Annotated in this window: 18 protein-coding genes; 11 read left to right on the top strand and 7 right to left on the bottom strand. The window is 70.3% G+C overall.

All coding sequences use genetic code 11. The annotated features are described in order from the left end of the window. Positions 1-11 precede the first annotated feature (11 nt). The gene (locus ACN8ZM_RS14840) at positions 12-1,718 is read left to right on the top strand and encodes a lactate permease LctP family transporter (RefSeq protein WP_420210218.1); all 1,707 of its coding nucleotides are present in this window, start codon (positions 12-14) and stop codon (positions 1,716-1,718) included. Positions 1,719-1,817: 99 nt separating this feature from the next. On the opposite strand, the gene ACN8ZM_RS14845 is transcribed toward ACN8ZM_RS14840, so the two are convergent. The 5 genes from ACN8ZM_RS14845 to ACN8ZM_RS14865 all read right to left on the bottom strand — a co-directional run bounded on the left by ACN8ZM_RS14845 (position 1,818) and on the right by ACN8ZM_RS14865 (position 6,266). Next, on the bottom strand, positions 1,818-2,579 hold the full coding sequence (locus ACN8ZM_RS14845) for a M48 family metallopeptidase (protein ID WP_043190526.1): 762 nt from the start codon (positions 2,577-2,579) through the stop codon (positions 1,818-1,820). Positions 2,580-2,774: 195 nt separating this feature from the next. Next, the gene (locus ACN8ZM_RS14850) at positions 2,775-3,557 is read right to left on the bottom strand and encodes a glycosyltransferase family 2 protein (protein WP_089451265.1); all 783 of its coding nucleotides are present in this window, start codon (positions 3,555-3,557) and stop codon (positions 2,775-2,777) included. A 125-nt stretch (positions 3,558-3,682) separates the two neighbouring features. After that, positions 3,683-5,092, bottom strand: a complete 1,410-nt coding sequence (locus tag ACN8ZM_RS14855) for an endoribonuclease L-PSP (protein WP_420210219.1) — start codon at positions 5,090-5,092, stop codon at positions 3,683-3,685. Between the two features lie 86 nt (positions 5,093-5,178). After that, positions 5,179-5,895 carry a 3-oxoacyl-ACP reductase FabG gene (gene fabG / locus ACN8ZM_RS14860; RefSeq protein WP_175025257.1) on the bottom strand — a complete coding sequence of 239 codons (717 nt, stop codon included), beginning with the start codon at positions 5,893-5,895 and terminating at the stop codon, positions 5,179-5,181. Positions 5,896-6,005: 110 nt separating this feature from the next. Further along, on the bottom strand, positions 6,006-6,266 hold the full coding sequence (locus ACN8ZM_RS14865; protein WP_043187455.1) for a phosphopantetheine-binding protein: 261 nt from the start codon (positions 6,264-6,266) through the stop codon (positions 6,006-6,008). A 572-nt stretch (positions 6,267-6,838) separates the two neighbouring features. Between ACN8ZM_RS14865 and ACN8ZM_RS14870 the strand changes: the two genes are divergently transcribed. The 10 genes from ACN8ZM_RS14870 to ACN8ZM_RS14915 all read left to right on the top strand — a co-directional run bounded on the left by ACN8ZM_RS14870 (position 6,839) and on the right by ACN8ZM_RS14915 (position 17,219). Continuing rightward, entirely contained in the window at positions 6,839-7,492 is a 654-nt protein-coding gene (locus ACN8ZM_RS14870; protein ID WP_301768898.1) for a hypothetical protein, read from the top strand. A 63-nt stretch (positions 7,493-7,555) separates the two neighbouring features. After that, positions 7,556-9,292 (top strand): AMP-binding protein, encoded by a 1,737-nt coding sequence (locus tag ACN8ZM_RS14875; protein ID WP_420210220.1) that lies wholly within the window; start codon positions 7,556-7,558, stop codon positions 9,290-9,292. Further along, positions 9,289-10,266 carry an acyl-CoA synthetase gene (locus tag ACN8ZM_RS14880; protein WP_420210221.1) on the top strand — a complete coding sequence of 326 codons (978 nt, stop codon included), beginning with the start codon at positions 9,289-9,291 and terminating at the stop codon, positions 10,264-10,266. The genes ACN8ZM_RS14875 and ACN8ZM_RS14880 overlap by 4 nt, the downstream gene beginning before the upstream one ends. Beyond that, positions 10,263-10,919: an outer membrane lipoprotein carrier protein LolA gene (locus ACN8ZM_RS14885; RefSeq protein WP_420210222.1), complete on the top strand. Its 657-nt coding sequence runs from the start codon at positions 10,263-10,265 to the stop codon at positions 10,917-10,919. The genes ACN8ZM_RS14880 and ACN8ZM_RS14885 overlap by 4 nt, the downstream gene beginning before the upstream one ends. Next, positions 10,919-13,396, top strand: a complete 2,478-nt coding sequence (locus tag ACN8ZM_RS14890) for an MMPL family transporter (RefSeq protein WP_420210223.1) — start codon at positions 10,919-10,921, stop codon at positions 13,394-13,396. The genes ACN8ZM_RS14885 and ACN8ZM_RS14890 overlap by 1 nt, the downstream gene beginning before the upstream one ends. After that, complete coding sequence (locus ACN8ZM_RS14895) at positions 13,393-14,286, top strand: polysaccharide deacetylase family protein (protein ID WP_043187394.1); 894 nt, start codon at positions 13,393-13,395, stop codon at positions 14,284-14,286. The genes ACN8ZM_RS14890 and ACN8ZM_RS14895 overlap by 4 nt, the downstream gene beginning before the upstream one ends. 63 nt (positions 14,287-14,349) lie before the next feature. Continuing rightward, complete coding sequence (locus ACN8ZM_RS14900; protein ID WP_089451272.1) at positions 14,350-15,561, top strand: beta-ketoacyl-[acyl-carrier-protein] synthase family protein; 1,212 nt, start codon at positions 14,350-14,352, stop codon at positions 15,559-15,561. A gap of 8 nt (positions 15,562-15,569) precedes the next feature. Continuing rightward, positions 15,570-16,385: a beta-ketoacyl synthase chain length factor gene (locus tag ACN8ZM_RS14905; protein WP_420210224.1), complete on the top strand. Its 816-nt coding sequence runs from the start codon at positions 15,570-15,572 to the stop codon at positions 16,383-16,385. Continuing rightward, positions 16,385-16,888: a hotdog family protein gene (locus ACN8ZM_RS14910; RefSeq protein WP_420210225.1), complete on the top strand. Its 504-nt coding sequence runs from the start codon at positions 16,385-16,387 to the stop codon at positions 16,886-16,888. Before ACN8ZM_RS14905 ends, ACN8ZM_RS14910 begins: the two co-directional genes overlap by 1 nt. Further along, positions 16,872-17,219: a hypothetical protein gene (locus tag ACN8ZM_RS14915; protein WP_420210226.1), complete on the top strand. Its 348-nt coding sequence runs from the start codon at positions 16,872-16,874 to the stop codon at positions 17,217-17,219. The genes ACN8ZM_RS14910 and ACN8ZM_RS14915 overlap by 17 nt, the downstream gene beginning before the upstream one ends. Positions 17,220-17,306: 87 nt before the next feature. Here the strand turns inward: ACN8ZM_RS14915 and ACN8ZM_RS14920 are convergent, their stop codons facing one another. Continuing rightward, positions 17,307-17,513, bottom strand: a complete 207-nt coding sequence (locus ACN8ZM_RS14920; protein WP_089451275.1) for a hypothetical protein — start codon at positions 17,511-17,513, stop codon at positions 17,307-17,309. Positions 17,514-17,629: 116 nt separating this feature from the next. Next, the gene (phbB, locus tag ACN8ZM_RS14925; protein ID WP_420210227.1) at positions 17,630-18,373 is read right to left on the bottom strand and encodes an acetoacetyl-CoA reductase; all 744 of its coding nucleotides are present in this window, start codon (positions 18,371-18,373) and stop codon (positions 17,630-17,632) included. Between the last annotated feature and the right edge of the window lie 8 nt (positions 18,374-18,381).

Consider the following 18,381-nt stretch of genomic DNA (forward strand, 5'->3'; position numbering starts at 1 on the left):
AGGAGACACCCATGCAGGTTTGGCACCAGATCTATACGCCGCTCGGCAGCCTCGGGCTGTCGGCGTTCGTCGCCGCAATCCCGATCATCTTCTTTTTCGTCGCGCTGGCCGCGCTGCGGCTCAAGGGCCACATCGCCGCGGCGATCACGCTGCTGCTGTCGCTCAGCGTCGCGATCCTCGCGTACGGCATGCCCGTGCCGCAGGCGCTCGCGGCGGCCGGCTTCGGCTTCGCGTACGGCCTGTGGCCGATCGCGTGGATCATCGTCGCGGCCGTGTTCCTGTACAAGATCGTCGTGAAGACCGGCCAGTTCGACATCATTCGCGCATCCGTGCTGTCGATCACCGACGACCAGCGCCTGCAGATGCTGCTGATCGGCTTCTCGTTCGGCGCATTCCTCGAAGGCGCGGCCGGTTTCGGTGCGCCCGTCGCGATCACGGCCGCGCTGCTCGTCGGCCTCGGCTTCAAGCCGCTGCACGCGGCAGGACTGTGTCTCATTGCAAACACTGCGCCGGTCGCGTTCGGCGCGATGGGCATCCCGATCATCGTCGCCGGGCAGGTGACGGGTATCGATCCGCTCCATATCGGCGCAATGGCCGGCCGCCAGTTGCCGCTGCTGTCGCTTGCGGTGCCGTTCTGGCTCGTGTTCATGATGGACGGGCTGCGCGGCGTGCGGCAGACGTGGCCGGCCGCGCTCGTCGCGGGCGGCAGCTTCGCGATCACGCAGTACTTCACGTCGAACCACATCGGGCCCGAGCTGCCGGACATCACGTCGTCGCTCGTCAGCCTCGTCGCGCTCGCCGCGTTCCTCAAGGTCTGGCAGCCGCGCACCGCGAAGCAGCCGGCCGGCGGCCTGGTCGCGTCGGGTGGCGGCGCCGCGCTCGCGGGCTTCGGCGGCGCGGGCGTGCGCAACGGCTCCGGCACGAGCCGGCAGGCGTCGCCGTACACGCTCGCGCAGACCGTGCGCGCGTGGTCGCCGTTCCTGATCCTGACGGCCGTCGTCACCGTATGGAGCATCGCGCCGTTCAAGGCGCTGTTCGCCGCGCACGGCGCGCTCGCGTCGACCGTGTTGAAGTTCCATGTCGCAGGGCTCGACCAGCTCGTCGTGAAGACCGCGCCGATCGCCGCGACGCCGAAGGCGCTCGAGGCGGTGCTGAAGATCGATCTCGTGTCGGCGGTGGGCAGCGCGATCCTCGTGACCGCGCTGATCTCGATGGCGCTGCTGCGGATGAAGCCGCGCGACGCGCTCGTCACGTTCGGCGAGACGCTGAAGGAGCTGACGCGCCCGATCCTGTCGATCGGCCTCGTGCTCGCGTTCGCGTTCGTCGCGAACTATTCGGGGATGTCGTCGACGCTCGCACTGATGCTGACCGCGACCGGCGCCGCGTTCCCGTTCTTCTCGCCGTTCCTCGGCTGGCTCGGCGTGTTCCTGACGGGCTCGGACACGTCGTCGAATGCGCTGTTCTGCTCGCTGCAGCAGGCCACGGCCCATCAGCTCGGCGTACCCGAGACGCTCGCGGTGGCCGCGAACACGACGGGCGGCGTGACCGCGAAGATGATCTCGCCGCAGTCGATCGCGGTCGCCTGCGCGGCGACGGGCCTCGTCGGCAAGGAGTCGGAGCTGTTCCGCTTCACGGTGCGGCACAGCCTGCTGTTCGCGGTGATCGTCGGGTTGATCACGCTCACGCAGGCGTACCTGCTGCCGGGCATGGTGCCGTAAGCGGCGCACGCCCCAAAACAAAACCCCACGCCGGGAAAAGCGTGGGGTTTTTCATTTCGCCGCTGGATCGCCCGCTTCGGCAGGCGACCCGTTATGCGATCAGCTGCCCTTCGCGATGCGATCCTCGATGTGCTGCGCGCGGCTCGCCGACGACGGGTGCGAATCCATCATCGAGCTCTTGCCGCCGTCCAGCTTCGCGAGCTTCTGGAACGACGTGACCAGACCCTTCTGGTTCATGCCCTTCTGCTTGAGCAGGTCGAACGAGTAGTCGTCGGCCGCGCTTTCCTGCGACTGCGAGAACTGCGCGTTGATGAACTTCTCGGTGATGTCGCCGAGCTGCGAGCTCGTCAGTGCCGCCACGCCCGGCGAAGCCGCGCCGGCCGCGGTGCGCGCCGCGCTGACCGCGTAGGCCGTCTGCATCGCCTTCTTCGAGTGGCCGAGGGCGACGTGGCCCATTTCATGGCCGATCACGCCACGCAGCTCGTCGTCGGTCATCAGGTCCATCAGGCCGCTGTACACGCGCACGCAGCCGTTGCCCATCGCCCACGCGTTGATGTCCTTGGTCATGTAGACCTTGTAGTTGATCTTCTGGTTGTTCAGCGTCATGTTGCCGAAGCCCTTCATCACATTCGTCAGGCGCTTCGAGTACGCGCTGTTCGCCGGCGCGACCTTCGATTCGGCATCGCTCGCCTTGCACGAGTCGTTCGACAGTGCGGCGATGTCGGCATCCGACAGCGTCGCTGCCTTGTACAGGCTCGTCCCCGCCGACGTCAGGCTGTTCGCGTCAAGGTTCTGAATCCCGCCACACGCGCTCAACAGAAACGCCACGCCACACGCTGCCACCGCTTTCTTGAGTTGCATCCCGGATCCCTCGATAGTTGTATTTGGGAGCGGCGATTTTGCATAATCCGGCAGAAAATTACCAGATGTTTACATCCGATGACACGTTCATTACTTATCGGACTGGAACGAAGCGGCGTTCCGGCGCGGAATTGACAACGAAAAACGGTGCAATCGCCGCACCCGGGCGACGATCGGCAGGGAAACCGGGGCTGTTCAGGCCGTCTGGTCGCGACGACGCATCAGCCGCCGCGCCACCAGCATCGGCAGCCGCACCGCGAAGCCGGTGAACAGGCGCAGGTGCATCCACGCGAGCAGCGCGTTGTCGCGGCCGTAATGGAAATGCGAGACGCCGCCCTCGTGCCGGCCGAAATAGCGCACCGGCGCGTCGATGCGAATCGGCCGCACGCCGGCCCAGCACAGCCGCACGGCCGCCTCGGGATCGAAGTCGAAGCCGCGCATCCACGGCTGGCGGCGCATGATCGCGGCAAGCGGCGCGACCGGATACACGCGAAACCCGTACAGCGAATCGCCGATCCCGGCCCACAGCGTCTCGAGGTCGGCCCATGCGTTCGACAGCCGGCGCCCCTGCACACGCAACTGCGGCGCGCTCGCGTCGAACTTCGGTACGCCCAGCACCATCGCGTCGGGCGCGGCCTGCGACGCGGTCATGAACGCGGGAATCAGGTCGGCCGGATGCTGGCCGTCGGAATCCATCGTCAACACATGCGTGAAACCGCTCGCGGCCGCCGCGTCGAGCCCGGCCAGCACCGCGGCGCCCTTGCCGCGGTTCTCGGGCAGCACGATCACGCGCAGCCCGGGGTCGCGCTCGGCCATGGCCTGCAGCCGTTCGGCGCTGCCGTCGGTGCTGCCGTCGACGACGACCCACACCGGATTCCACTGCGCGCGGGCATTGCGCACGGTCGTGTCGACCTTGGCGCCCGGGTTGTAGCTCGGAATCAGGACGAGATGGGTGGACGAGGCGTGCAGCTTGGACATGGAAACAGCCGATTGCGAAGACAGGGATCCTGACAAAAGTTTATGACTTGCCGGCGACCGTCGGCAGGCTTCGTCGACGTCGCCCGCGTGCGGGGCCGGTTGCTCGATCGTGAGGTTTTCTCGCTTCATGACAGCCACGCCTCCTGATGACCCGCGCTGGCCTCGATCTCGACCAGCAGGTCGTCGCGGCACACGTCCGCATGGACAATCAGCGGCCGCACGCCGGGGCCGGCCGCCTCGCGCAGCACGCGCTCGATCGCGGCCAGCGCCGCGGCATCGCCGGCGTCGCGCACGTAGACGCGATAGCTCAGGTCGGCGAGCGAGAACGGGCCATGCCCCTGGCGCGCGGCCTGCTTGAGCACGGCCGCTAGGTTCGCGACCGTCTCGCGCGTTTGCGCGACGACGTCGCCGTGATGCACGGTGCGGTGCCCGACGATGCTCGCGGTGCCCGACACGAACAACACCGGCGCGGCGTCGCCTGCCGTCCAGGCGGCGGCGCGCGCGAACGTCGGCGCACGCGGGCCGTACTGCGCCGGATAGTGATACGCGCTGACCTGGCGCGGGTTCTCGACCGGATCGGCCGGCGTGCGGCTCGCGAGGAAATGGATCGCGAGCGGCGCGGCTGGCGATGCGTCACCCGCGACCGGCACGACCGAGCCGAGCGCACATGCGGCCGGCACGCCGCCCGTCAGCGCGCGGCGGCACGCGTCGAACGCGTGCTGGCGGCCGATATTGAACTGACGATAGCGCTCGATCCCGAACTGCACCGCGTTGATCGCCGGCACGGTATTCCAGATGCGCAGCGGATGCGGCATGCGGAGGGAATCGAGCACGTCGAACAGCGCACGGTACGCAGCGTGCGTCGCGCGTTCGAGCGGCGTGCTGCCGTCGTGCGTTTCGTGCATTTCGTGCATTTCGTGCGTTTCGTGCGTTTCGTGCGTTTCGTGCGTTTCGTGCGTTTCGTGCGTTTCGTGCGTTTCGTGCGTTTCGTGCGTTTCGTGCGTTTCGTGCGTTTCGTGCGTTTCGCTCGTCTCGTGCACGACGATGCTGCCGAACACGAGGCCCGCCGTTTCGCTGTACCGATAGTGCAGCGCGCCGCGCCGTTCGCTGCGCAGGTCGCGCGCATCGCATTGCCAGATTTCACAGACGGCGTCGTCCGGCGCGATGCCGGCGCCGAGCAACGTCATCGGCACCGGCGCGACCGGCAGGTCGGGTACGACATCGGCCAGCATCCGTGTCGCCGCGTCCGCGTTCGATTCGTCCTGCAGGCCGGCAGCGCCGATGCACACCGCGCCCAATGCGCCAGGCAACGCGCGCTCGAATCCGTCGCCACGACCACGCGCATCGTCCAGCAACGCGGCGAGCCGCGCATGGCTCATCCGGACGAGCCGCAGCGCGCGGTCGCCGTCGTGCGCGAGCGGCGCGCCCGATCGCGATGCGGCCGGCCCGGCCGCCGTCTGCCCGCGCGCAACGGGCGCGGCGGCGGACGACAGGGAACACGGACGCCGTTCGGCGTCGACTGGATGCACGGACACTTCGATTTCCTCACTAGGCGGCGCAAGCCGCGCAACCTCGCGGCTGCGCCGCGTTGCGTTACGTCACGCCGACGCTGCGCGCTTCGTCAGGCCAGCCCGCCGTTGACGGACAGCACCTGCCCCGTCACATAGGCCGCGGCGTCGGACACCAGGTACGCGACCATCGCCGCGACTTCGTCGGGCCGCCCCGCGCGCTGCGCGGGTACGAGCTGTTTGATGCGTTCGGCGGGAAACGCCTGTTCGGCCATCGGCGATTCGATGATGCCGGGCGCCACCGCGTTCACGGTGATGCCGCGCGACGCGAGCTCCAGCGACAGCGACTTCGTCGCGCCGATCAGCCCCGCCTTCGCGGCCGCGTAATTGACCTGCCCGCGATTGCCGGTCACGCCGGCCACCGACGCGATGTTGACAATGCGGCCGCGCCGCGTGCGGATCATCGGCAACAGCAGCGGCTGCGTGACGTTGAAGAAGCCGTTGAGCGTCACGTCGATCACGCTGTGCCACTGCCGGTGCGACATGCCGGCCATCGGCGCGTCGTCGTGAATGCCCGCGTTGTTGACGAGAATCTGCACCGGCGCATCGTCGATGAACGGCTTCAGCGCGGCGAGCGTCGCATCGGCGTCGGTCACGTCGAACGCGATCGCGTGCGCGGTGCCGCCGGCCGCGACGATCTGCTGCGCGATCGCCTCCGCCTGCGCGAGATGGCGGTTCGCATGCACCCACACTTCATGGCCGGCCTGCGCGAGCGCCGTGCAGATCGCCTGCCCGAGTGCGCCGCTGCCGCCCGTCACGAGCGCCCGCATCGAATTGCTCCGTTCATCGCGTTCCACCTCGATCGACGCGGCCGCGTATCGTCTGCCGATTGCTGCCGCGTGCCGTCATCGTCTGCGCATCGCGCCCGTGCGCGACGCCGTCACTTCGTGCGGTGCGCGGCCACGTATGCAGCCAGGGCACCGAGCGTCGCAAAGATCTTCTGGTTGTCCGGATTGTCCGAACGCAGCTCGAAGCCGTATTTCTTCGAGATCAGCAGTGCGATTTCCAGGATGTCGATGGAGTCGAGCCCGAAACCCTCGCCATACAGCGGGGTCTCGGCCGTCACTGTTTCGAGCGGGACGTCTTCGAGATTCAGTTCGCCGATGATCAGCGTGGCGAGCTCTTGTTCCAGTGCGTTCATCATGCGTGCGGGCAGGCGGCCCCTGGCAGCGGAAGGTGCCCGGAAACGGCAATCGCCATGCACGCCCGGCGCGTGCGAATCTCCGTCCCTCCGGCGTCTGCCGGCTTCCCCGCCTGCTTTATTTGGGGATCGTTTGTAAAAGTTACGCGGATTCTAGACGAACGGGTATCGGGCCGTATACCGCCAATGGTTACAGACTGGCGAGCCGGCGCCGCGGCCCGTCTCGGGACCCGAATGCACCAGACGCTTGAGCCGCTTTGGATGGAAATGGACCGACCCCGAGAAACCGTTCGTCCTGCGCCATACAATCGGTTACAAAACCCGTTCGCGCCCGCCCCGAACACGCGGTGCCGCGGCCCTAAAATGAGCGTGCCCGACCACCGGCCCGGACCCGCGTCCCGGCCGCCATTCATATGATGTTTGACGGCCCGACCACGACGTCCGGCCACGATCTTCCCGATGTCGCCAGTCATGCCGCGCCCGACCTTCCGCTCCGTTCCGGTTCGCCCGTCCGTCCGCTGCCGCCCGGCCGCCGGTGACGGGTACCCGCGCCGTGTGCGCGGAGGCCGCCGATGAGCCGGCTGCTGCCCGTCGCGCGCGGCCTCGCCGCAGTCGGCGCCGTCGCGGCCTACCAGGCCGGCGCGCACTACGCGGCCGCGACGCCCGGCGCGCACGGCTTCGGCCTCGCGATGGCGCTCGTACCGCCGCTGCTCCTCGCGCTCGGCGCGGCGCTGCGCTCGCCGCGTCGCATCGGGTTCGTGCCGGCATGGCTGCTTGCCGCCGCCGCGCTGTGGGCCGCGCGCGTGCCGCTCGCCCGGCATTTCGAATGGGGCCTGTATCTGGAACACGCGAGCTTCAACCTCGCGATGGCGCTGCTGTTCGGCCGCACGCTCGCGGCCGGCCAGGTGCCGCTGTGCACGCGCTTCGCGACGATGATCCACGGCGCGATCACGCCGGCCGTCGCACGCTACACGCGGCAGATCACGCTCGCGTGGACGCTGTTCTTCGTCGCGATCGCCGCCGTGTCGACGCTGCTGTTCGCAACCGCGCCGATCGTCACGTGGTCGACGTTCGCGAACTACCTGTCGCTGCCGCTCGTCGCCGTGATGTTCGCCGCCGAGCATGCGTGCCGGCGCTTCGCACTGCCGCACGAACCGCGGCCGCGCATGGTCGATGCGGTGCGCGCGTATCGCGCGACGACGCACGCATCGCAGGCGTCACGATGAATTCACGGCCGGTGCGGCGCCGCCACGCGGCGCGCCGGCTTTCGCTCCCGTTTTGACCGATTTATGCCGACTCACCCGCTGGTTTTCCATTCATCGCCGGACCAGACGATCGCCTGGCGCGACGGCGCGCCCGTCACCGTGCGCGCGTTCGTCGCCGACGTCGCGCGCGTGGCCGCCGCGCTGCCCGCCGGCGGCCACGTGTTCAACGTGTGCCGCGACCGCTACCGCTTCGCGGTCAGCCTGTGCGCCGCGCTCGTTGCCGGCAAGATCAGCCTGCTGCCGTCGACCCACACGCCGGAAATGGTCCGCCAGCTCGCGTCGTTCGCGCCCGACGCGTTCTGCCTGCACGACGCGCCCGACTGCGCGATCGACCTGCCGCGCTTCGCGTACCCCGACGCCGCCCCCGGCGAACTCGCGAGCGATGCGCCGTTCGCCGTCCCGCAGATCGATGCGGCGCGGATCATGGCTTACGTGTTCACGTCCGGCTCGACCGGCGCGCCGGTGCCGCACCGCAAGACCTGGGGTTTCCTGGTCGGCTGCGTGCGCGCGGCGGCCGACCGCCTCGGCCTGCTCGACGGCCGCGCGGCCACGCTGATCGGCACGGTGCCCGCGCAGCACATGTACGGCTTCGAGTCGACGGTGCTGCTCGCGCTGATCGGCGGCCTCGCGTTCAGCAACCGCCAGCCGTTCTACCCGGTCGACATCCGCGACGAACTCGACGCGATCCCGCAGCCGCGCGTGCTCGTCACGTCGCCGATTCACCTGCGTGCGCTGCTGGCGGCCGGCCATGCGCTGCCGCCTGCTGCGCTCGTGCTGTCGGCCACCGCGCCGCTGTCGGAAAAGCTCGCATGCGAAGCCGAGGCCGCGCTCGACGCGCCGCTCGTCGAGATCTACGGCAGCACCGAAACCGGCCAGATCGCCACCCGCCGCACGTCGCAAGGCGCGACGTGGGCGTTGTTCCCGGGCATCCGGCTCGACCCGCGCGACGAACCGGAGAGCGACGACGGCGAGCCGACGATCTGGGTGTCGGGCGGGCACGTCGAAGCCCCCGTGCCGATGGGCGATGCGCTCGAACTGCTCGGCGACGGCCGGTTCCTGCTGCACGGCCGCAAGGCCGACCTCGTCAACATCGCCGGCAAGCGCACGTCGCTCGCGTACCTGAACCATCAGCTCAATGCGATTCCGGACGTGATCGACGGCGTGTTCTTCATGCCCGACGAAGCCGTGCCGGCGCACGCCGACGCGGGCCTCGAACCGGTCACGCGCCTCGTCGCGCTGGTCGTCGCGCCGACGCTCGCGGCCGCCGAGCTGCAGCGCGCGCTGCGCGAGCGGATCGATCCCGCGTTCATGCCGCGCCCGCTCGTGTTCGTCGACGCGCTGCCGCGCAATGAAACGGGCAAGCTGCCGCGCGACGTGCTCGCCGCACTCGTTGCGCAACATGCGCGCGCGGCGGCCGCGCCGACGCCCGTGCGCGACCCGGCCGGCACGCTCGCGCCCGCGCTCGGGTTCACGATCCCCGCCGACCACCCGGCACTGCCCGGCCACTTCCCCGGCCACCCGGTCGTGCCGGGCGTCGTGCTGCTCGATCACGCGATCCATGCGATCGGCACGGCGCTGAACCGCCCGCTGCACACGTGGCGGCTCGGTTCCGCTAAATTCCTGAGCCCGGTCGCCCCCGGCGAACCGCTCGAACTCACGTTCGACCCGGCCGCCAGCGGCGCGATCCGCTTCACGCTGCGCACCGGGGCGCGCGAGGTCGCGAGCGGCGTGCTGGCCGCGCAGGATGGCGCGCAGCCATGAAGCGCACCGCGTGGGCCGAACGCCAGGAGCGCAGCAATGCGGGCTTGCTGCGCGCGATGACGTGGATCTCGCTGCGCTTCGGCCGGCAGCGCGCGCGTATCGTGCTGCATCTGATCGCGACGTATTTCGTGCTGTTCTCGCCGGTCGCGTGCGCGGCGTCGCGCGACTACCTGCGCCGCGTGCTTGGCCGCCCCGCGCGCTGGCGCGACGTGTACCGGCACGTGTTCACGTTCGCGGCAACGATCCACGACCGCATCTACCTGATGAACGGGCGCTTCGACCTGTTCGACATCCGGCTGCACAGCGAGACGCTCGTCGATGACGCGCTCGCGGGCGGACGCGGCGCGTTCCTGATGGGCGCGCATCTCGGCAGCTTCGAGGTCGTGCGCGCGATCGGCCGCACGCACCCGGACCTGCGCGTCGTCGTGACGATGTACGAGAAGAACGCGCGCAAGATCAACGCGACGCTCGCCGCGGTGAATCCCGCCGCGCAGCCGGAAGTGATTCCGCTCGGGCAGGTCGACTCGATGCTGAAGGTGCGCGAGCGCCTCGACGCGAACTGCATGGTCGGCATGCTCGCCGACCGCACGCTGCTCGACGAGTCTGCCGCGTCGCTGCGGCGGCTGCCGCTGCTCGGCGCGCCGGCCGCGTTTCCGCTCGGGCCGCTCTACATGGCCGCGATGTTGAAGCGGCCGGTGATCTTCATGACGGGCCTCTATCGCGACGGCAACCGCTACGATGTGCACTTCGAGACGCTCGCCGACTTCTCCGACGTGCGGCGCGACGCGCGCGCGGCGGCCGTCGACGCGGCACTCGCGCGCTACGTCGCGCTGCTCGACCAGTATTGCCGCGCGGCACCGTACAACTGGTTCAACTATTTCGATTTCTGGCAAGGCGGCGATGCCACGGCTGCGCGCAGCGACGCGGCGCGCGCCGGTGCCGGCCTGTCCGCCACGAGGGATTCCGACGCATGACCGCCGTTCGCCGCTGCCTGCCCACGCCCCCGTCCGTGCTGCATCGTGCCGTCCGCACGCTTGCCGTCGCCGTTGCGGCAACCGCCGCCGCGATCGCGCTGACGGCCACGCCCGCGCAGGCGGCCGACGCGGGGTCGGCGTGGAGCCTCGACCGGCTGATGTCGACGCTTGCGCAGCACAAGTCGGGGCGTGCGACGTTCACCGAGACGAAATACCTGTCGATCGCGACGCAGCCGGTCGAATCGTCCGGCGAGCTCGTGTTCGTCGCGCCCGACCATCTCGAGAAGCACACGCTGAGCCCGAAGCCCGAACACCTCGTCGTCGACGGCGACATGCTCACCGTCGAACGCAACAACCGCAAGTACACGCTCGCGCTCGCGCGCTACCCGGAACTCGGCGCGTTCATCGACAGCATCCGCGCGACGCTCGCCGGCAACCGCTTCGCGCTCGAACAGGTGTACAAGGTTGCGCTCGCCGGGCGCGGCGACGACTGGACACTGACGCTCACGCCGCTCGACTCGCGGATGCTGAAGGTCGTCAGCACGATCACGCTCGACGGCACGCGCGACGTGTTGCGCAGCGTCGCGATCCGGCAGGCCGACGGCGACCGTTCGGTGATGCGCCTGCAACCCGTTCCCGCGAACCCGAACTGATGGACGAACGCACCCGGCCCTCGTCGTCACCGGTCGCGCGCCGCCTGCACACGCTGCGGCAGCGCGCGGTGCTGGTGTGGCTGCTCGCGCTTCTCGCGTGCGGCGTCGCGATCGGGCGCGCCCACTTCACGGCCGACCTGTCCGCCTTCCTGCCGAGCGCGCCGAGCGCCGGGCAGCGCGTGCTCGTCGATCAGTTGCGCGACGGCGTCGTGTCGCGGCTGATCCTCGTCGCGATCGACGGCGGCGATGCCGCCACGCGCGCCGCGCTGTCGCGACGCGTCGCCGGCGCGCTGCGCAACGATCCGCAGTTCGCGGCCGTTCACAACGGCGAAGCCGCGAATGACGCGCGCGACCGTCAGTTCATCTTCGATCACCGCTACCTGCTGAGCCCGGCCGTCACGCCGCAGCGCTTCAGCGCCGCCGGCCTGCATCAGGCGCTCGGCGACAGCCTCGACCTGCTGAGTTCGTCGGCCGGCCTCGTGGCCAAGGCGATGCTGCCGCGCGACCCGACCGGCGAAGTCGCCACGCTCGTCGACCAGCTCGACAGCGCGGCCGAGCCGGCGAGCCGCGACGGCGTGTGGGCGTCGCGCGACGGCACGCGCGCCGTGCTCGTGGTGCAGACGGCCGCCGCCGGTTCCGATACCGACGCGCAGGCCCGCGCGATCGACACGGTGCGCCGCGCGTTCGCCGCCGCGACGCAGGCCGTGCCGAACGCGGCCGCGACCACGCTCGCGATGACGGGCCCCGGCGTGTTCTCGGTCGACACGCGCGACACGATCCGGCACGACGTCGAGCGGCTGTCGACGGCGAGCGTCGTGCTGATCGTCGCGCTGCTGCTGACGCTGTACCGTTCGCCGCGCACGCTCGCGCTCGGCTTGCTGCCGGTGCTGACGGGCGTCGCGGCGGGAATCGCGGCGGTCAGCCTCGCGTTCGGCACGGTCCACGGGCTGACGCTCGGCTTCGGCACGACGCTGATCGGCGAAGCCGTCGACTATTCGATCTACCTGTTCGTGCAATCGGCGCAGGCCGGCGCGCGCGGCGCGGCACGCCCGGCCGACGCGACGCGCGCATGGGTCGCCGCGTACTGGCCGACGATCCGGCTCGGCGTGCTGACCTCCGTGTGCGGGTTCGCGTCGATGCTGTTCTCCGGCTTTCCGGGCCTCGTGCAGCTCGGGCTGTATTCGATCGTCGGGCTGACGGCCGCCGCGCTCGTCACGCGCTTCGTGCTGCCGCACCTGCGCGGCGAACATGTCGCGATCCGCGACGTGTCGCGGGTCGGCGCCGTACTCGCGCGCGCGGCCGACGCCGCACCGCGGCTGCGCTGGCCGCTCGCCGTGCTGGTGATCGCCGCGGTCGCGACGCTCGTGCTGCATCGCGATGGCTTGTGGAGCCGCGAACTCGCCGCGCTGAGCCCCGTGCCGGCGCAAGCGCAGGCACTCGACGCGCGGTTGCGCGCCGATGTCGGCGCACCCGACGTGCGCTACCTCGTCGTGATTGCCGCCTCGACCGAACAGGCCGCGCTCGAAGGCGCCGAAAAAGTGGCCGCGCAATTGCAGCCGCTCGTCGACCGGGGTGCGCTCGCCGGCTTCGAAAGCCCCGCGCGCTACCTGCCGAGCGACGCCGCGCAGCGCGCGCGCCTGGCCAGCCTGCCGGATGCCGATGTGCTCGCCGGGCGGATGCGCGATGCCGTCGCGAACCAGCCGATCGCGGTCAAGCCCGACCTGTTCGCGCCGTTCATCGTCGATGTCGAGGCCGCGCGCCACGCACCGCTGCTTGCGCGCGCGGACTTGCGCGGCACGTCGATGGCGCTCGCCGTCGATGCGCTGCTGACCGAACGTGACGGCCGCTGGAGCGCGATGCTGCCGCTGCGCGCGCCGGACGCCGCGCGCACCGCGCAACCGGCGTCGAGTCTCGATGCCACGCCGATTCGCGCGGCCGTCGCGCGCGCGGGCGTGCCCGATGCGCTGTTCGTCGACATGAAAGCCGAAGCCGATCGCCTGTACGTGAGCTACGTGCACGAGGACATCCGGCTGTCGCTCGCGGGTTTTGCCGCGATCGCCGTGCTGTTGCTGATCGCGCTGCGCTCGCCACGCCGCGTCGTGCGCGCGCTCGCGCCGCTCGTCGCGGCCGTGCTGGTCGTGACGGCCGGCTTCGCGCTCGCCGGCGTGCAACTGACGATCCTGCATCTCGTCGGGATGCTGCTGATCGTCGCGGTCGGCTCGAACTACGCGCTGTTCTTCTGCAAGCGCGACGACGCGCAGCCCGTCACGCCCTACACGCTCGTGTCGCTGCTGATCGCGAACCTCGCGACGGTCGCCGGCTTCGGGCTGCTCGCGCTGTCGCGCGTGCCGCTGCTCGAAACCTTCGGGCTGACCGTCGGCCCGGGCGCGATGCTCGCGCTTGGGTTCGCGGCGATTCTCGCGCCGCGCGCGGCTGAGGTCGCGACCGTCAACCGTCATCGAGGAAGCCGCGCATGAACGCGCCGTCGTCCGTTCCGTCGCGACCGCCCGGCGACACGCGCCGCTGGAAACCGACGCCGCTGATCGCGGGCACGGCCGCGCTGCATGCAGGCGCGGCCGCCGCCGTCGTCGCGCAACCGGCAACGTGGCCGTGGGCCGTCGGCGGCGTGGTCGCGTCGCATCTCGCGCTGACCGCCGCCGGCCTGTGGCCGCGCAGCACGCTGCTCGGGCCGAACTGGACGCGCCTGCCGTCCGGTGCCGGCCGCCGGATCGCCCTGACGATCGACGACGGCCCGGACCCGGACGTCACGCCGCGTGTGCTCGACCTGCTCGACCGTTACGACGCGCGCGCGACGTTCTTCTGCATCGGCGATCTCGCGCGCCGTCATCCGCGCTGGATCGAGGCAATCGTCGCGCGCGGTCACGCGATCGAGAACCACAGCCAGCGGCACCGGCACACGTTCTCGCTGTCGGGGCCCGCCGCGCTGCGGCGCGAGATCGCGGCCGCGCAGCAGACGCTGACCGAGCTCGCCGGTACGCGCCCGCTGTTCTTCCGTGCGCCGGCCGGCCTGCGCAATCCGTTTCTCGAACCGGTGCTGTGCGAACTCGGCCTGCAACTCGCAAGCTGGACGCGGCGCGGCTTCGACACGCGCGCGCGCGATGCCGCGACCGTCACGCGCCGCCTGCTGCACGGTCTCGAAGCGCGCGACATCCTGCTCGTGCATGACGGCCACGCAGCGCGCGACGCACGCGGCGAACCGGTCGTGCTCGACGTGCTGCAAGCGGTGCTGCGCGCGGCCGCCGATGCGCAGTTGCACTGGACCACGCTGCGCGCGGCGCTCGCGCCGGAGCCGCCCGGCAGGCCGGGCGAGCCGGCCGGTTCGGCACCCCCGTTTGATAAAATATGACCTCGAACGGCGCGCCTGCCAGCCCTGCTGCGGCGCCCGTTCCGGCCACCGGATGCGACCCTCGTGAAACCTCTCCTGCTCTCGCACTTCACCGCCACCAGCTGCATCGGCCGCGGCCTCGATGCGACCCTCGATGCGCTGCGCCACGCGCGCGGCGGGCTCACGCGCTGCGACTTCGAGCGTGCGGATCTCGACACGTGGATCGGCGCGGTGGACGGCGTCGACGCGCAGCCCGTGCGTGCCGACCTCGCCGACTTCGAGTGCCGCAACAACCGCCTCGCCCAGCTCGGCCTCACGCAGGACGGCTTCGACGCAAGCGTCGCGGCGGCCGTCGCGCGCTACGGCGCGGCGCGCGTCGGCGTGTTCATCGGCACGAGCACGGCCGGCATCCTCGAGACCGAGCACGCCTACCAGCGCCGCGATCCGGCGAGCGGCGCGCTGCCCGCCGACTTCCGCTACGCACAGACGCACAACCCGTATTCGCCGGCCGCGTTCGTGCGCGCGTTTTTCGCGCTGCGCGGGCCGGCGATGGCGATCTCGTCCGCGTGCTCGTCCGGCGCGAAGGTGTTCGGCTCCGCACGCCGCATGATCGAGGCAGGCTTGATCGACGCGGCCGTCGTCGGCGGCGTCGATTCGCTGTGCCTGACGACGCTGTACGGCTTCAATTCGCTCGAACTGCTGTCACGCCAGCCGTGCCGGCCGTTCGACGTCGCGCGCGACGGCATCTCGATCGGCGAGGCCGCCGCGTTCGCGCTCGTCGAACGCGTGCCCGACCGGCCCGCCGCACTCGACGCCGACGCGATCCTGCTGCTCGGCATCGGCGAATCGAGCGACGCGCATCACATGTCGTCGCCGCATCCGGACGGGCTCGGCGCGCGCGTCGCGATCGAGCAGGCGCTCGCATCCGCCGGCCTCGACGCGACCGACATCGACTACGTGAACCTGCACGGCACCGCGACGCCGAGCAACGACGCGGCCGAAAGCCGCGCGATCGGCGCGCTGTTCGCCAGCACGCCGTGCAGCTCGACGAAGGGCGCGACCGGCCATACGCTCGGCGCGGCGGGCGCGCTCGAGGCGGTCGCCGCCGCGCTCGCGCTGCGCGAGCAGTTCGTGCCGGCCGGCGTCAACACGACGCAACCCGACCCGGCCCTCGCCGCCGACTACGTGCTCGCGAGCCGCGATGCGCGCGTACGCGCCGTCCTCTCCAATTCGTTCGGCTTCGGCGGCACGAATTGCAGCCTGATCCTCGGCCGCGCCGACCACGCCCGCCGTTGAGGCCCGCCATGACACTCACCGCCTTCATCGAAAGCATCGGCCTCGTCGGCCCCGGACTGCCCCACTGGCCGCACGCGGCCGACGTGCTCGCGGGCCGCGCGCCGTATGCGCCGGCTCGCACCGAACTGCCGCCGCCGGCCGGCCTGCCGTCGGCCGAGCGGCGCCGCACGGGCCCCGTCGTGCGCGTGGCGCTCGCGGCCGGCCACGAAGCGGTAGCCGCGAGCGGACGCGACGCCGCGACGCTCGCGACCGTGTTCAGCGCGTCGGGCGGCGACGGCCAGAATTGCCACGCGATCTGCGAGACCCTCGCCGGCGACGATCGCCAGCTGTCGCCGACGCGCTTCCACAACTCCGTGCACAACGCGCCGGCCGGCTACTGGAGCATCGCGACCCGCGCGATGGCGACGTCGAACGTGCTGTGCGCGCACGACGGCAGCTTTGCCGCGGGCCTGCTCGAAAGCCTGTGCCAGGTCGCGGTCGATCGCGTGCCGACGCTGCTGATCGCGTACGACACCGACTATCCGGAACCGCTGCGCGCGGTGCGGCCGATCGGCGACGCATTCGGCGTGGCGCTCGTGCTCGCGCCCGACGCAAGCGAACGCGCGCTCGCCCGCATCGACGTGCAACTCACCGACGCGCCCGCCACGACGCTCGCGCATGCCGAACTCGACGCACTGCGCGCCGGCAATCCGGCCGCGCGCGTGCTGCCGTTGCTCGATGCGCTCGCCGCGCGGCGTTCGACACGCATCGTGCTCGACTACCTCGCCGACACACGCGTGCAGGTCGATGTCGCGATGCCGGATACGTTTGCGGAGCCTGCGTGATGACCGCGACGATCCCGCTCGCGCCGCCGCTCGACCACGCGTGGATCGCCGCGCACATTCCGCACGACGGCGCGATGTGCCTGCTCGAGACGGTCGATGCGTGGGATGCCGACCGCATCCGCTGCACCGCGACGAGTCACCACGATCCGCACAACCCGCTGCGCACGCATGGCCGGCTCGCATCGGTCTGCGGCATCGAATACGCGGCGCAAGCGATGGCCGTGCACGGCGCGCTGCTCGTTACGCACGACGCGCGTCCGCGTGTCGGCTATCTCGCGAGCGTGCGCAATATCGACGCGTTCGTCGACCGGCTCGACACGTTCGCACAGCCGCTCGTCGTCGAAGCGGAGCGCGTGAGCGGCGACGCCCGCTCGGTGCTGTACGGCTTCGCGCTGCGCTGCGGCGAGCGCGTGCTGCTGGCCGGCCGCGCGGCAGTGATGCTCGACGCGTCGGCGGCCGGCACGTTTCGCCCGGCGCCAGCCGGCAATGCGCATCCTCGATGAAGCCGCTTACTCAAGAGAAGGAAACCTGGTCGTGAAAGTTCGTCAGTTCATTGGTATCGCGCTCGTTCTGGCGCTGATCAGCCCGATCGCGCACGCGGACATGTCGGAAGTGAAGCAGGACATCAAGCGCGATTCGAAGGAAGCCGCGCACAAGACCGGCGAGGCGGCCCGCAGCTTCGGCCACGCGACCGCAAGCGCCGCGAAGGCGGTCGGGCACGGGGTCGCACACGCGTCGCGCGAAGGCTGGGATGCCACCAAGCGCACGACGAAGCGGATCTTCCACAAGAACGACTCGGGCGAGTCGGGTGGAAAGAGCGAAAAGAGCGATTGATCAAGGGCACCGCGCGCGTCGCCTGTGGCATGCGCGCGATGCGTGACCGCTCGTCAATCGTGACGCGTCACTACCGCAATGCAGTCGTCAACGCGCGCCGCGCAGGCGGCGTGCCGGCTTGGCCCGCACACGCGCGAAGCACCTGCCGTACGCGACGAGCCAGCAATCGCGATGATCGAAGTTCCGCAGCAGCCGCGCACGGCGCCGCTCGAGCCAGTAGAGCGAGATCGCCATCGTCAGCGCGACGGCCAGTGCCGTGCCGCCGATCGCGAGTCCCATCCAGGTGTCGCCCATGCCTTCTCCGGAATGCAAAGCCGAAGCGGCGCACCTGCCGCCGCCCTGGCACTGGATAGTGCGGAACGCGGCCCGGCACGTGCGCGCACGCCGCCGGACCGCCGTGCCACTGCGCGTCAGTGCATGTGCTGCCCGCCGTTGATCGCGATGTTGGAGCCCGTCACGAAGCCGGCCTCCTCCGAGCACAGGTAAGCCACCAGCGCCGCGACTTCCTCGGGCTTGCCGAGCCGGCCCGCCGGAATCTGCGGGAGGATCTTCGAATCGAGGATGTCCTGCGGGATCGCCGTGACCATCTTCGTCGCGAGGTAGCCCGGCGACACCGTGTTCACCGTCACGCCCTTGCGCGCGATTTCGAGCGCGAGCGATTTCGTGAAGCCGTGCATGCCCGCCTTCGCGGCCGCGTAGTTGGTCTGGCCGACCGAGCCTTTCGAGCCGTTCACCGACGAGATGTTGACGATGCGACCCCAGCCGCGCTCGACCATGCTTTCGCAGACCGGCTTCGTCATGTTGAACACGGAATCGAGGTTGGTGCGGATCACCGCATCCCAGTTGACCTTGTCGAGCTTGCGCAGCGTCATGTCGCGCGTGATGCCCGCGTTGTTCACGAGAATGTCGACCGGGCCGACGTCCCGCACGATCTTCTCGATGCATTGCTGGCACGAATCGTGATCGGCCACGTCCGCCGGGTACGCGTGGAACTCGCGGCCGGCCGCATGCATCTCGGTCAGCCAGCGGTCCGCGCCGGTGTTGTTCGGCGAATACGTGACGACTACCCGGTGGCCCGCGTCGTTCAACCTGATGCTGACCGCTTCGCCGAGGCCGCCCATTCCACCAGTCACAACTGCAATTCGCTTAGTCATCCTATAAA

The organism is Burkholderia aenigmatica, from assembly GCF_048627025.1.
GTDB lineage: Bacteria > Pseudomonadota > Gammaproteobacteria > Burkholderiales > Burkholderiaceae > Burkholderia > Burkholderia aenigmatica.

What these genes read in the sequence shown, in the direction of transcription:
- ACN8ZM_RS14920 (WP_089451275.1), bottom strand. Translation starts at nt 17,513, where the DNA reads ATGGGCGACACCTGGATGGGACTCGCGATCGGCGGCACGGCACTGGCC.
- ACN8ZM_RS14880 (WP_420210221.1), top strand. Translation starts at nt 9,289, where the DNA reads ATGAAGCGCACCGCGTGGGCCGAACGCCAGGAGCGCAGCAATGCGGGC.
- ACN8ZM_RS14895 (WP_043187394.1), top strand. Translation starts at nt 13,393, where the DNA reads ATGAACGCGCCGTCGTCCGTTCCGTCGCGACCGCCCGGCGACACGCGC.
- ACN8ZM_RS14845 (WP_043190526.1), bottom strand. Translation starts at nt 2,579, where the DNA reads ATGCAACTCAAGAAAGCGGTGGCAGCGTGTGGCGTGGCGTTTCTGTTG.
- ACN8ZM_RS14885 (WP_420210222.1), top strand. Translation starts at nt 10,263, where the DNA reads ATGACCGCCGTTCGCCGCTGCCTGCCCACGCCCCCGTCCGTGCTGCAT.
- ACN8ZM_RS14910 (WP_420210225.1), top strand. Translation starts at nt 16,385, where the DNA reads ATGACCGCGACGATCCCGCTCGCGCCGCCGCTCGACCACGCGTGGATC.
- ACN8ZM_RS14870 (WP_301768898.1), top strand. Translation starts at nt 6,839, where the DNA reads ATGAGCCGGCTGCTGCCCGTCGCGCGCGGCCTCGCCGCAGTCGGCGCC.
- ACN8ZM_RS14865 (WP_043187455.1), bottom strand. Translation starts at nt 6,266, where the DNA reads ATGAACGCACTGGAACAAGAGCTCGCCACGCTGATCATCGGCGAACTG.
- ACN8ZM_RS14890 (WP_420210223.1), top strand. Translation starts at nt 10,919, where the DNA reads ATGGACGAACGCACCCGGCCCTCGTCGTCACCGGTCGCGCGCCGCCTG.
- ACN8ZM_RS14905 (WP_420210224.1), top strand. Translation starts at nt 15,570, where the DNA reads ATGACACTCACCGCCTTCATCGAAAGCATCGGCCTCGTCGGCCCCGGA.
- ACN8ZM_RS14850 (WP_089451265.1), bottom strand. Translation starts at nt 3,557, where the DNA reads ATGTCCAAGCTGCACGCCTCGTCCACCCATCTCGTCCTGATTCCGAGC.
- ACN8ZM_RS14840 (WP_420210218.1), top strand. Translation starts at nt 12, where the DNA reads ATGCAGGTTTGGCACCAGATCTATACGCCGCTCGGCAGCCTCGGGCTG.
- fabG (WP_175025257.1), bottom strand. Translation starts at nt 5,895, where the DNA reads ATGCGGGCGCTCGTGACGGGCGGCAGCGGCGCACTCGGGCAGGCGATC.
- ACN8ZM_RS14915 (WP_420210226.1), top strand. Translation starts at nt 16,872, where the DNA reads ATGCGCATCCTCGATGAAGCCGCTTACTCAAGAGAAGGAAACCTGGTC.
- phbB (WP_420210227.1), bottom strand. Translation starts at nt 18,373, where the DNA reads ATGACTAAGCGAATTGCAGTTGTGACTGGTGGAATGGGCGGCCTCGGC.
- ACN8ZM_RS14875 (WP_420210220.1), top strand. Translation starts at nt 7,556, where the DNA reads ATGCCGACTCACCCGCTGGTTTTCCATTCATCGCCGGACCAGACGATC.